Annotated in this window: 13 protein-coding genes and 1 riboswitch; of the genes, 7 read left to right on the top strand and 6 right to left on the bottom strand. The window is 63.9% G+C overall.

All coding sequences use genetic code 11. The features are described from left to right. Positions 1-26: 26 nt before the first annotated feature. The 6 genes from BMX27_RS16685 to BMX27_RS03905 form a co-directional block, all read right to left on the bottom strand. Entirely contained in the window at positions 27-185 is a 159-nt protein-coding gene (locus tag BMX27_RS16685) for a peptidase M23 (RefSeq protein WP_143056776.1), read from the bottom strand. Beyond that, on the bottom strand, positions 182-640 hold the full coding sequence (locus tag BMX27_RS03885) for a hypothetical protein (protein WP_090158537.1): 459 nt from the start codon (positions 638-640) through the stop codon (positions 182-184). The genes BMX27_RS16685 and BMX27_RS03885 overlap by 4 nt, the downstream gene beginning before the upstream one ends. Continuing rightward, a complete protein-coding gene (locus BMX27_RS03890) occupies positions 630-1,895 on the bottom strand; it encodes an agmatinase family protein (protein WP_090158538.1) in 1,266 nt (421 codons plus the stop codon). The genes BMX27_RS03885 and BMX27_RS03890 overlap by 11 nt, the downstream gene beginning before the upstream one ends. Next, positions 1,885-2,643, bottom strand: coding sequence for an ATP-binding cassette domain-containing protein (locus BMX27_RS03895; protein ID WP_090158539.1), 759 nt, complete (start codon positions 2,641-2,643; stop codon positions 1,885-1,887). Before BMX27_RS03895 ends, BMX27_RS03890 begins: the two co-directional genes overlap by 11 nt. Continuing rightward, entirely contained in the window at positions 2,640-3,452 is an 813-nt protein-coding gene (locus BMX27_RS03900; protein WP_090158540.1) for an ABC transporter permease, read from the bottom strand. Before BMX27_RS03900 ends, BMX27_RS03895 begins: the two co-directional genes overlap by 4 nt. 75 nt (positions 3,453-3,527) lie before the next feature. Continuing rightward, the gene (locus BMX27_RS03905; RefSeq protein WP_090158541.1) at positions 3,528-4,595 is read right to left on the bottom strand and encodes a putative urea ABC transporter substrate-binding protein; all 1,068 of its coding nucleotides are present in this window, start codon (positions 4,593-4,595) and stop codon (positions 3,528-3,530) included. A gap of 95 nt (positions 4,596-4,690) precedes the next feature. Further along, positions 4,691-4,800: riboswitch (guanidine-I (ykkC/yxkD leader) on the bottom strand. Positions 4,801-5,057: 257 nt separating this feature from the next. On the opposite strand from BMX27_RS03905, the gene tolQ reads away from it, so the two are divergent. The 7 genes from tolQ to tilS all read left to right on the top strand — a co-directional run bounded on the left by tolQ (position 5,058) and on the right by tilS (position 11,419). Beyond that, positions 5,058-5,732 carry a protein TolQ gene (tolQ, locus tag BMX27_RS03910; protein ID WP_172794869.1) on the top strand — a complete coding sequence of 225 codons (675 nt, stop codon included), beginning with the start codon at positions 5,058-5,060 and terminating at the stop codon, positions 5,730-5,732. Between the two features lies 1 nt (position 5,733). Continuing rightward, positions 5,734-6,210 carry an ExbD/TolR family protein gene (locus tag BMX27_RS03915; RefSeq protein ID WP_056032874.1) on the top strand — a complete coding sequence of 159 codons (477 nt, stop codon included), beginning with the start codon at positions 5,734-5,736 and terminating at the stop codon, positions 6,208-6,210. A gap of 4 nt (positions 6,211-6,214) precedes the next feature. Further along, the gene (locus BMX27_RS03920) at positions 6,215-7,360 is read left to right on the top strand and encodes a hypothetical protein (protein ID WP_090158542.1); all 1,146 of its coding nucleotides are present in this window, start codon (positions 6,215-6,217) and stop codon (positions 7,358-7,360) included. 102 nt (positions 7,361-7,462) lie between these two features. Then, positions 7,463-8,794: a Tol-Pal system beta propeller repeat protein TolB gene (tolB, locus tag BMX27_RS03925; RefSeq protein WP_090158543.1), complete on the top strand. Its 1,332-nt coding sequence runs from the start codon at positions 7,463-7,465 to the stop codon at positions 8,792-8,794. A gap of 65 nt (positions 8,795-8,859) precedes the next feature. Next, positions 8,860-9,378: a peptidoglycan-associated lipoprotein Pal gene (pal, locus tag BMX27_RS03930; RefSeq protein WP_090158544.1), complete on the top strand. Its 519-nt coding sequence runs from the start codon at positions 8,860-8,862 to the stop codon at positions 9,376-9,378. After that, on the top strand, positions 9,378-10,184 hold the full coding sequence (locus BMX27_RS03935; RefSeq protein WP_090158545.1) for a tetratricopeptide repeat protein: 807 nt from the start codon (positions 9,378-9,380) through the stop codon (positions 10,182-10,184). The genes pal and BMX27_RS03935 overlap by 1 nt, the downstream gene beginning before the upstream one ends. Continuing rightward, complete coding sequence (tilS, locus tag BMX27_RS03940; protein WP_090158546.1) at positions 10,175-11,419, top strand: tRNA lysidine(34) synthetase TilS; 1,245 nt, start codon at positions 10,175-10,177, stop codon at positions 11,417-11,419. Before BMX27_RS03935 ends, tilS begins: the two co-directional genes overlap by 10 nt. Positions 11,420-11,422 lie beyond the last annotated feature (3 nt).

The following is an 11,422-nucleotide window of genomic DNA, read 5'->3' on the forward strand; positions in this document are numbered from 1 at the left end:
CAATTGCGGTGCAGCGGCCCCAAGGATCACATGCGGCGCCAGGCCAGATAGGCCGCCAGCGCGATGATACCGCCCATCAGCGACAGTGGAATTTCCATCCCATGCGGATGGATGTGTGCGCCGCCATGGGCCAGCGCGGGCGAGGCCGCCAAAATCGCTGCGATCGTCAGTGACAGGTATTTCATGCGTCTATTTCCTTTTTGCGTTGGGATAGAAAATCGCGGATGTCCAAGACGGATTTTTCATCCATCGAGACATAGATCAAGGACATGTTGGTGCGTTCTGTCACCATCTGGCCGGGAAAGGGCAGATAGCTCAGCTCGCGTGATCCGAATGACGGTGATGCTGTCCCGACCTGCCATTCGGTTTTCAACTCCACGTCGATCAGTTTCAGCGCCTTGGGTCCTGCGGCGGCGGGGCGTTCAAACGGCACGCCGGCCAGCTTGAGGTAGGCCGACTTGTCACGCGCCTGCACGTAGCCGTCGATGAACTGCGCGGTCAGGACCTGCAGATCTGCCGCCGCGTCATGTTCATGCATGTGGCTGTGCAGGTGATCGCCGTCCGCGTGGTTGTGACCATGGCCATGAGGCGCATGATCATGGTGGTGATGATGCCCGTCCGGGCCGTGATCATGTGGCATTGGACCACCTCTTGCCGCTGAATTCGCCGTGCGGGATGGAAACGGGCTTGTCGATATGCTGTTTGTGCGCGCCCATCTTGCCGCTGGCGACCATGGACCCCAGCACATCCACGATCACGCGTGTGCCCAGCAGGGCCGTGATGTCCGAGGTGTCATAGGGGGGCGACACCTCGACCAGTTCCATTCCGCAGATGCCCTCTGCGGCGATGCCGGATACCAGCGCCAGCGCCTCGCGCGGCAGGAAACCGCCCGGTTCGGGCCAGCCGGTGCCGGGGACGAAACCGCAGTCGATGCTGTCGATGTCGAACGACAGATAGACCATGTCGACCCCGTCCCAGGCCATGTCCAGCGCCATCTCAAGGGTCTTGTCGATCCCCATCTTTTCGACGTCGCCCATGGTGATGATGTTGGTCTCGCGTTCACGCGCGACCTTGACCGCCTCGCGCGGGACCTGCCAACCACCGATGCCGATCTGCACAAGGTTCTTGGCCGATACATTGGGCATGTTGGTCGCGTGGAACCACGGCGTGGTATGCATCCGTTCGTCCAGGTCCTTTTCCTGAATGTCGGCGTGGCGGTCGAAATGCACGATGCCGATCTTCTTGGACGTGCATTCCGCGATGCCGCGCAGACAAGGGTAGCCGATGGAATGGTCACCGCCGATCATGATGGGCAGCGAGCCGGAGCTGAACACATGGCTGACGCCACGGCTGATCTGGTCAAAGGATTTTTCGATATTAGCGGGGATCGTGAATACGTCGCCGGCATCGCACAGCGTCATCTGTTCGCGCAGATCAACGCCCATCTCGTAATTATACGGCGTATACAGCGCCGAGATCTTGCGCAGCGCCTGCGGGCCGAACCGCGTGCCGGGACGGTAGGTTGTGCCGCCGTCGAACGGGATGCCCAGGATCGTGGCGTCGTAATTGGCCACCTCCAGCACATCCTCTGCATAGGGGGCCTTGAGAAAGGTGTTGATCCCGGCGAAATGCGGCAGTTCTCCGCGGGCAAATGTCGGGATGGATTTGTCCTCGATCGCGTCGGCCCCGGTCAGACCCATGCGCAGCGCCCAGCGGCGTTCCTCGTCGGCGCGGCCGGTGGGAATGTCGCCCTCTTTCTGCATGGCCTTCCAGCCCTGTAGCTGGGTCAGGTCCGGATGGTGCTGGCGTTTGCCCTGCGCGTTGATCCGCTGGGCCAGATCGCGCGGGTGGTGCGACCTGCTGCGCCTGTTCTGGGGGCCTGTATCAGGAAACATGGGTGTCCTCCGTTTGGATTTGGTGGGGAATGCCGCCGTTGCGGGCGTCAAAGTCGTAGGTGATCGTGGCCCCGAACAGACCCGGATCATGCGGGTCCCAGCGGGGCTTATCAAAGACCAGCACACGGTCGCCCAGCTTGAACCCCTCTTCGAGGTCGTGGGTCACCATGAACACGGTCATGTTGGTCAGCGCGCGCAGTTCCATCAGAAACGCATGCATTTGCAGGCGCGTGCCGGGGTCCAGTGCGCCGAATGGTTCGTCCAGCAGCAACACGCGCGGTTTCGCTGTCATCGCCTGTCCGATGGCCAGTCGCTGCTGCATTCCGCCCGACAACGATGCGGGATATTGGTCGGCCACGTGGTTCAACCCGATCCGCACCAGCATCTCGTCCGCGTCCTGCATCGCCTGACGTCGTGCCGCACCGCGCAGGAAACCAAACCGCGTCTTGAACGCCGTGCCGGCCATCAGGTTGTCGCGCACGGTCAGGTGCGGGAACACGGAATAGCGCTGGAACACCACGCCGCGCTCTACGTTCGGCTCGACCGCAGGCGGGCCGCCATCAATGCTGATCTCGCCGCGTGTGGGGCGTTCCTGCGCCAACAAGAGCCGCAGAAAGGTGGATTTGCCACAGCCAGAGGCACCCACGATCGAAATGAATTCGCCCTGATCGACCTCGACGTTGACCCGTTCGATGATCGACCGGTCGCCGTAGGCCTGCCAAATGTTGCGGACGCTGACGAAACTCATAGCCCGGCCTCCAGCCACGGGAACGCCCGGCGGGACAGCGTTTTCAGCGCCCAGTCGATGAGAAACGCCAGCAGCGTGATCCAGATGACGTAGGTCAGGATGATGTCCATCGCGAGGTAGCGGCGCACCAGGAAAATCCGGTAGCCAAGTCCCACATCCGACGCCACAGCCTCGGCCGCGATCAGGAACAGCCAGGCTGACCCCAGCGACAGGCGCACATTTGCAATCAGGCGCGGCAGGATTTGCGGCAGTGTCACGCGCAGGGCGATGACCAGTGACGATGCACCGATGGTCTGCGCCTTGATCAGTTGTTCGGTGGGGATGTCCAGCACGCGCTGCGACAGGTCGCGGATCATGAACGGGGTGATGCCCACGATGATCAGCACGACCTTTGACAGCTCGCCCAGTCCGAACACGATGAACAGGATCGGCAGCAGCGCCAGCGGCGGCACCATCGACACCACGGAGACAAAGCTGGAAAAGCCGGACCGGACCAGCGGCAGCAGTCCGATGGCCATGCCCGCAAGCAGGGAGATAGCGGCCGAAATGCCGACACCCAGCAGCAGGCGCTGCAATGAGGCCCATGTATCCTGCCACAACAGGATGTCACCACTGCGGCGGTCGGCCTCTGTGAATAGCCGGATCGCGGTGTCCAGGATCGTGGCGGGTGCGGGCAACAGTTTGTCATTCGGGTTGGCCGTCAGCCGGATGTCCGAACTGATCGCATAGGCAATCATCACCGCGATGAACGGCAGCGCGGCGAGCATGATACCGCTGCGGCGTGATGGAATACGGTTGATCAGTCGCATGACAAGCCTCCGGTCAGGGGTCGCATGAATGACGGGAATTGGGGGCGCGCGACGCGGTCGCCGCGCGCCAGAGGCTTACAGCGCGCCGTCGGCGGCCATCTGCATGTAGGTGGTGTCGAACCGGAACATGACGTTATCCGCGTCGCCCGTCACCACGTCACCCGGATAGGCGATGCCCACGAAATCGGCGCTGGGCGCGTTCACACCCAGAATGCCCTTGTCGAACAGGAATTCCGCAACCGTCGTCATCGTGGTCGGCAGATCGGGCGACGCGGCCTGTGCGACGGCATCGGCAGGATCATAGAACATCTCTGTCACGGCCAGCTGCGCCTGATACCCGGCCAGATCGGTGCCCGCTGCCTCTGCCATGGCGGTCAACGCCTCTTCGTCACCAGCGGCCATCAGGCCCATGACCTCGTACCAGGCACCGACCACGGCCTTGCCGAAATCAGGGTTGTCGGCCAGCGTCTGCGTGTTCACCACCATCAGGTCCAGGATTTCACCGGGGATTTGCGAACTGTCGAACAGCACATTCGCATCCGGGTTCGACGCCGTGATTTCGGACACCAGCGGGTTCCATGTGACCACGGCGCTGACGTCGTCGGTCGCATAGGCCGCGATCATATCCGCGTCAGATGTGTTGATGACACCGTCCAGATCGGATTCCGACAGGCCGACCGTGTCCAGCCCCCGCGCCAGCAGGTAATGCGAAACCGACAGTTCCACCAGATTGACCGGCTTGCCTGCCAGATCCTGCAGCGTGCCTTCGCCCTTCAGGATGACCGCGTCGTTGCCGTTGGAATAGTCACCGATGATCAGGGCCGTTGTATCGACGCCACCGCCTGCTGGGATCGACAGCGTGTCCATGTTGGTGGCGCTGACACCATCAAAGGCACCGGCGGTATATTGGTTGATGGATTCGACGTAGTCGTTGATCTGCACGATCTCGACCGTGATGCCGTATTTTTCGGCCCACTTGTCCATGATCCCGCTGTCGGACAGATAGCCCCAGGGCATCCAGCCCGCGTAGATCGACCATGCCAGTTTGAAATCTGTTTTTTCCTGAGCCAGTGCAGGCTGCGCCATCGCAGTCGCCAGTCCGGCCGAGAGCGCCGCAGCGGATAGAATGTTCTTGAATTTCATGACTTTCCCCGTTGTGCGTCCCGCCTGTTGTCCAGATGGATTTCGCCGCGCTGGCGGAACAAGAGACAATGAGCGCGGCCAAAACCTGCGCAGTAGCCTCCCGGGATTTTGCCCCGCCGTGTGCCGCCCCGGAATTTGCCGGCGCGGTAGCTCTTCTTGGACCAGGCTTGTCGCGGGCGACAACGGAACCCTAAGTGCTCTGCCATCCCAGTAGCGGGCAGGGGATGGCGCTGTGCAACGCAGGCCGGGTCAGAAATGCGTGGTGCGCCCGCGTTGCCCGAAAATTGGGCGGTGTTCGCGGGCTGGCGCATCGAAATTCAGCGCCCAAGCGATACCGGACAGGTGGAATCGCCGCGCGCGGCAGGGCGCCGATGGCGCTTGTTTGATTAGACCCGGCGCAGAATCTGCCGTATACACGCGCCCAACACAGAGCCCCGCAGGGGCCGAACACAGAGCAGGCACATGGAACAGACACACGATTTCACGATGTGGAGCATGTTCGCGGACGCGACCATCCTCGTACAACTCGTCATGCTGGCGTTGGTCGCAGCCTCGGTCTGGTGCTGGGCGATCATCGTGGACAAGACGTTGCAATATCGCCGTGCCCGGCGCGAATCCGATGCCTTTGACGCGATGTTCTGGTCGGGCGAACCGCTGGATCAATTGTTCGACGACATTGGTGCAGCACCTCAGGGGTCGGCTGAAACCATCTTTGCCGCGGGCATGACCGAATGGCGGCGCAGCCACAAACAGGACGGCGATCTGATCGCGGGCGCGCAGGCGCGGATCGACCGCAGCATGGATGTCGCCATCGCCAAGGAAGCGGCCAAACTGCAAAAGGGCCTGCCCGTGCTGGCGACAACCGGATCGACGGCCCCGTTCGTGGGCCTGTTCGGCACAGTGTTCGGAATCATGAATTCATTCATCCAGATCGCGGAATCCCAGAACACCAACCTTGCGGTCGTGGCCCCCGGTATCGCAGAGGCGCTCTTGGCCACGGGTCTTGGCCTGCTCGCGGCCATCCCCGCCGTGATCTACTACAACAAGCTCAGCGCTGATGCCGACCGCATCATCGCCGGGTTCGAGGCCTTTGCCGACGAATTTTCCACCATCCTCAGCCGCCAGCTGGACAGCTGACATGGGGGCCGGTGTTCAGAAATCCGACGGAGGGGGCGGCGGGCGACGCGGGCGTCGCCGCAGCCGCGCCCAGCCGATGGCGGAAATCAACATCACTCCATTCGTGGACGTGATGCTCGTCTTGCTCATCATCTTCATGGTGGCCGCACCGCTGATGACCGTGGGCGTGCCGGTGGACTTGCCTGAAACGGCGGCCAATGCACTGCCCAGCGACGACGAGGAACCGCTGACCGTCACCATCGACGCATCCGGTGCGTTGTCGATCCAGAATACGCCTGTGGATCAGGCTGATCTGATCGCGCGCCTGCAGGGGATTGCGTCCGAACGGGCCAGCGACCGGATCTTTCTGCGGGCCGATGGGGCCAACGACTGGAACCGTGTCGCACAGATCATGGGTGCGCTGAATGCGGCTGGGTTCAACAACATCGGTCTGGTGACGGATATCGGCGGGCCGGACCTGATGGGCACGGACGGCTGATCCCATGCAATGGACGCCCGGCAGCACGGTTTCGGCGGTGGGACACACGGCTCTCTTGATCTGGTTGGTCGGGGGCTGGGGGTTTCAGGCTGACCCCATGCCGTTCGAGGTGTCGGACGTGTCCATCGTGACCTCCGAGGAATATGCGGCCATCGTCAGCGCCACCACGCCGAACCCCAGTGACGTGGCCCCGGACGCGCCCGTGGCACCGCCTGTCGAACAGACTCCGGATGCGCCGACCCCGGATGAGGTGCCGCCGCCGCCGCCGCCGCCGCCGCCGCCCGAACCACCCGTGGCCGAGGCCCCGCCGCCACCTGCAACCGATGCGCTGCCAGTGCCACCCGAAACGCAGGCACCCGTCGCACCCAGCCCGGTCCAGGACGAGGTGGTCGCCGCACCGAACCTGAACGACGCACCACGCGCGATCCCGCGCCCGTCTACCCGTGTCATGGCCCAGCCCGTTGCCCCGCCGCCGCCTGATGCGACCCCGGATGAGGTCGTGCGCCAGCAGGCCGCCCCCGATGCCGCCCCCGATGCCCCCGTGGTCGAAGAAGCACAGGAAGAAACCGCACCCGAAGAAGCGGTGACCGAAATCGTGACCGAGGCGGAAACACCCACAGGCCGCGTGACCGAGGCACCGCGCCCGCCGCAACGCCCAAATCGCCCGACGCCCGCGCCCGAGCCCGAGGTTGAGGTCGCCGAGGAAACCCCGGCCCCCGCGCCGGAACTCGAACCCGATCCGGCCCCGCAGACGGACGAGGACGCGATTGCCGCGGCCCTTGCGGCGGCGGCCGCGGTAACGGCCCCGGAACCGGATCTGGCACCCGGCCCGCCGATGACGCCCTCAGAACAAGAGGGGTTCCGCGTGGCGGTGAACGCGTGCTGGAACGTCGATCCGGGCTCTCAGGCGGCGATGGTGACGACGACGGTGGCATTTGATCTCGACCAATCTGGCCGCGTGACGGGCGACGTGCGGCAGGTCGGCGCGATGGGTGGCGACGCCGCCGCCACGGAAATCGCATATCAGGCGGCCCGCCGCGCGATCCTGCGTTGTCAGGGGCAGGACGGCTATGATCTGCCTGCGGAAAAATACGACCAGTGGCGGGAGGTGGAAATCACCTTTGACCCGTCCGGAATGCGGTTGCGGTAGGCGGGAAATCGCCAAGTCGTGATGGCGGTGACACGGTTGCGCTGTTAACCTGCGCAGAATGACGCAAAAGGGCGGAAAACGCCCGTGGTTGAGGGATTGGGTATGACATTGAAGGCAGTTGTGATCGCGGGGCTGATGGCCATTGCATCAATCGGGCAGACCTTGCCGGCGCTGGCGCAGTCCGGCCCGCTGCGGTTGACCATTACCGACGGCGTGATCGAACCGCTGCCCTTTGCGGTGCCGACATTCACCGCCGAAACACCGGGCGCAGAGGCGCTTGCCGCCGATATCAGCGGCCTGGTCGCGCAGGATCTGACGGGCACGGGGCTGTTTCGCGAAATCCCCGCTAGCGCCTATATCAGCCAGCTGGGCCCGTTTGGGACGCCACCCGCCTATCCGGACTGGCGCGCGATCAATGCACAGGCCGTCATCTCAGGTGCTGTTGCGGTGAACGGATCACAGCTGACAGTGAAATTCCGTCTCTATGACATCTTTACCGGGGCCGAACTGGGGCAGGGCCTGCAATTCGCCGGCACGACCCAGGGCTGGCGCCGCATGGCGCACAAGGTCGCCGATGCTGCCTATTCCCGCATCACGGGCGAGTCCGGCTATTTCGACAGCCGCGTCGTTTTCGTGAGCGAGGCAGGCCCCAAGGACAACCGCCTGAAACGTCTGGCGATCATGGATTACGACGGGGCGAACGTGCAGTTTCTGACCGACAGTTCGTCGCTGGTGCTGGCCCCCCGGTTTTCGCCCAACGGCGACCGTGTGCTTTATACCAGCTACGAATCGGGCTTTCCCCGGATCAACATTCTCGACGTGGGCTCTGTTTCGCAGCGACAGTTGCCGACGGCCCCCGGCGAAATGGCATTCAGCCCCCGGTTTTCGCGTGACGGCAGCCGGGTGATCTACAGCCTTGCGAATGGCGGCAACACCGATCTGTACATCGGTGACATCGGCAGCGGGGCCTCGACCCGTCTGACCAGCGCACCGTCGATCGAAACCGCCCCCAGCTTCAGCCCCGACGGCAGCCAGATCGTGTTCGAGAGCGACCGGTCCGGTGGCAGCCAACTGTACATCATGTCCGCAAACGGTGGCGAGCCGCGCCGCATCAGCTTTGGCGACGGGCGCTATGGCACACCGGTCTGGTCGCCGCGTGGTGACCTGGTGGCCTTTACCAAGCAGAACGCGGGCCGGTTCCACATTGGCGTGATGCGCACCGACGGATCAGAGGAACGACTGCTGACCTCCAGTTTCCTGGACGAGGGGCCGACATGGTCCCCCAATGGTCGCGTGTTGATGTTCACCCGCGAAACACAGGGCGCATCAGGCACCAGCCAGCTGTATTCGGTAGATATTTCCGGGCGAAACCTGAAACCCGTACCGTTGCAGGGCGGGGCGTCAGACCCAGCCTGGGGCCCGCTGCAACCGTGATTCCCAAATACGCTGTCGCGTGATAGTCTGCGACCAAAGAGCGGTTCAACAAGGACATTGAAACAATGCACATCTTAACAAAAGTGGCCCTGATCGGCCTTGCGCTGGCGACATCTGCCTGCACGCGCCCGGACCGTTTTGGCGGGATGGACCCGCTGACCGGCAGCGGCGTGGACGCCAATGCCGCAGGCGTCGCGACTGGGGCCTCTGACCCGCGCAGCCCCGAATTCTTTCAGCAGACCATCGGGGACCGCGTGCTGTTCGTCGTCGATTCCAGCACATTGACCCCGCAGGGCATTGCCACGCTGGACGGGCAGGCCGGCTGGTTGCAGACCAACGCCGACTACCTCGCCATCATCGAAGGCCACGCCGACGAACAGGGCACACGCGAATACAACCTGGCACTAGGCGCGCGCCGCGCCAACGCCGTGCGGGAATACCTGATCTCGCGCGGGATTTCGGCCAACCGCCTGCGGACCGTCAGCTATGGCAAGGAACGCCCGGTCGAGGTCTGCTCGAACGAGGCATGCTATGCCCAGAACCGCCGTGCGGTGACGGTCATCTCGATCGGACAGCTCAGCTGATGCGGGTGCTGGCGGTTGTCCTCGCACTCGCCGCGGGTCCGGCGCTGGCGCAGGACGCGACCCTTGCCGACATCCGGCAGCAGTTGACCGTGCTTTACGGTGACATTGAGGCGCTGCGCGGTGAATTGTCGGCCAGTGGTGCGCTGTCGACCGGCGTGGCCGGCAGCACCCCGCTTGATCGTCTGAACGCGATCGAGGCCGAGTTGCAGCGCCTCACCTCCAAGACCGAAGAGCTGGAGTTCCGGGTCAACCGGATCACCGTGGACGGCACCAACCGTGTCGGTGATCTGGAATTCCGCCTGTGCGAACTCGAACCGACCTGCGATATCGCGCTGCTGGGCGATACACCGTCACTGGGCGGCGTGGATTCGGCGGCTAATATCCCGGTGCCTGCCGCACCTGTGGCGCAGGCCCCCGACCTTGCCCTGGGCGAACAGCAGGATTTCGAGGCCGCACAACAGGCGCTGGCCGCGGGTGATTTCCAGATTGCTGTTGATCGGCTGGCGGCCTTTGGCAACACCTATCCCGGTTCACCGCTCGAGGTGCAGGCCAACATCGCACTGGGTCAGGCGCAGGCAGGTCTGGGTCAGAATGGCGAGGCGGCACGCGCCTATCTGGCCGCGTTTTCTGCCGAACCAGAGGGTCCCTTTGCACCCGAGGCGCTGTTCCGGCTGGGGCGCGCGCTTGGTGACGTGGGACAGATCCCCGATGCCTGCGTCACGCTTGCAGAGGTCGGTGTGCGGTTCCCCAACAGCACCTATGTCGCCGAAGCGAACAGCGCGCGCGGCCTGCTGGGATGCACCTGACAGGTCTGCCTGACCGCTTTGCCGGTGAAATGGGGCATTTGCTGGGACCTGAATTCCCGGATGCCATCGGCGTTGCCGTGTCAGGCGGTGGCGACAGCATGGCGCTGTTGCACCTGGCCGCTGGTTGGGCGCGGATTTTCGGCGTGTCGATGTCGGTCGTCACGGTCGATCACGGCCTGCGCGACGCCAGCGCATCAGAGGCCGCGATGGTTGCCGATGAATGCGCGACGCTTGGCGTTGCGCACGACACCTTGCAGTGGAAATGGGATGGGAACGGCAACCTTCAGGATGCGGCGCGCAATGGCCGCCGGGCGCTGATCGGCGCTTGGGCGCAGGGTCGCCCGGTCCTGTTGGGGCATACCCGCGACGATCAGGCCGAAACGCTGCTGATGCGGCTCGCACGTGGATCAGGCGTCGACGGTCTTGCGGCGATGGCGGGTTTGCGCGGCGCCGGGGGCTGGCAGATCGTGCGTCCGATGCTTCACTTGGGGCGTGACGAACTGCGCCACTATCTCAAGGTTTTGAACATTCCCTTTGTCGATGATCCGACCAACGACGATGCGACCTACGCGCGGGTTCGCATGCGACACCTCATCGGGCAAGAGGGGCTGGACACGGTGCGCTTGGCCAATACGGCGCAGGCCATGGCCCGTGCGCGCGTGGCATTGGCCGCGCGGGCACATGACGCCGCAACCGCAATGATGCGGCCAACGACGCAGGGTTGCATTGCACTGAACCGCGACGCGCTGACCCGGATCGAGGCTGAAACGCAGTTGCGGATCCTGGCCGGTGCAATTGGTGCGGTTGCGGGGGCCGTCTATCGGCCAAGGCTCTCTGCCCTGACACAGACACTGGACAGGGTGCTGGCTGGCGGCACGACTACACTTCAGGGCGCGATCCTCGTGCCCAAAGGTGCCCATCTGTTCATCGCGCGAGAGTATCAGGCCGTCGCGGATCATCAGGTCCGTGCACACAGCGGTGATCTGTGGGACGGGCGCTGGATGCCGGTCGGGCAGGGCCTGACAGGTGCTGTGCTGCGTGCGCTGGGGGCGGACGGTTTGCAGCAAATCACGGTGCGGCCTGAGGACGCGGCACCCCGTGCCTGCCTGCTGGGCCTGCCGTCGATCTGGGCAGGTGATCGCCTTATCGCTTGTTCTGCCTTGGATTTCGGCACGGATGCCGGGGTCAAAGACCAGATACGCGGAAGTTTTCCGCAATCCCTCCTTGTGCATTGAAGA

This window comes from Loktanella sp. DSM 29012, assembly GCF_900110705.1.
Taxonomy (GTDB): Bacteria; Pseudomonadota; Alphaproteobacteria; order Rhodobacterales; family Rhodobacteraceae; genus Loktanella; species Loktanella gaetbuli.

What these genes read in the sequence shown, in the direction of transcription:
- tilS (WP_090158546.1), top strand. Translation starts at nt 10,175, where the DNA reads ATGCACCTGACAGGTCTGCCTGACCGCTTTGCCGGTGAAATGGGGCAT.
- BMX27_RS03905 (WP_090158541.1), bottom strand. Translation starts at nt 4,595, where the DNA reads ATGAAATTCAAGAACATTCTATCCGCTGCGGCGCTCTCGGCCGGACTG.
- BMX27_RS03900 (WP_090158540.1), bottom strand. Translation starts at nt 3,452, where the DNA reads ATGCGACTGATCAACCGTATTCCATCACGCCGCAGCGGTATCATGCTC.
- tolQ (WP_172794869.1), top strand. Translation starts at nt 5,058, where the DNA reads ATGGAACAGACACACGATTTCACGATGTGGAGCATGTTCGCGGACGCG.
- pal (WP_090158544.1), top strand. Translation starts at nt 8,860, where the DNA reads ATGCACATCTTAACAAAAGTGGCCCTGATCGGCCTTGCGCTGGCGACA.
- BMX27_RS03890 (WP_090158538.1), bottom strand. Translation starts at nt 1,895, where the DNA reads ATGTTTCCTGATACAGGCCCCCAGAACAGGCGCAGCAGGTCGCACCAC.
- BMX27_RS03935 (WP_090158545.1), top strand. Translation starts at nt 9,378, where the DNA reads ATGCGGGTGCTGGCGGTTGTCCTCGCACTCGCCGCGGGTCCGGCGCTG.
- BMX27_RS03920 (WP_090158542.1), top strand. Translation starts at nt 6,215, where the DNA reads ATGCAATGGACGCCCGGCAGCACGGTTTCGGCGGTGGGACACACGGCT.
- BMX27_RS03915 (WP_056032874.1), top strand. Translation starts at nt 5,734, where the DNA reads ATGGGGGCCGGTGTTCAGAAATCCGACGGAGGGGGCGGCGGGCGACGC.
- tolB (WP_090158543.1), top strand. Translation starts at nt 7,463, where the DNA reads ATGACATTGAAGGCAGTTGTGATCGCGGGGCTGATGGCCATTGCATCA.
- BMX27_RS16685 (WP_143056776.1), bottom strand. Translation starts at nt 185, where the DNA reads ATGAAATACCTGTCACTGACGATCGCAGCGATTTTGGCGGCCTCGCCC.
- BMX27_RS03885 (WP_090158537.1), bottom strand. Translation starts at nt 640, where the DNA reads ATGCCACATGATCACGGCCCGGACGGGCATCATCACCACCATGATCAT.
- BMX27_RS03895 (WP_090158539.1), bottom strand. Translation starts at nt 2,643, where the DNA reads ATGAGTTTCGTCAGCGTCCGCAACATTTGGCAGGCCTACGGCGACCGG.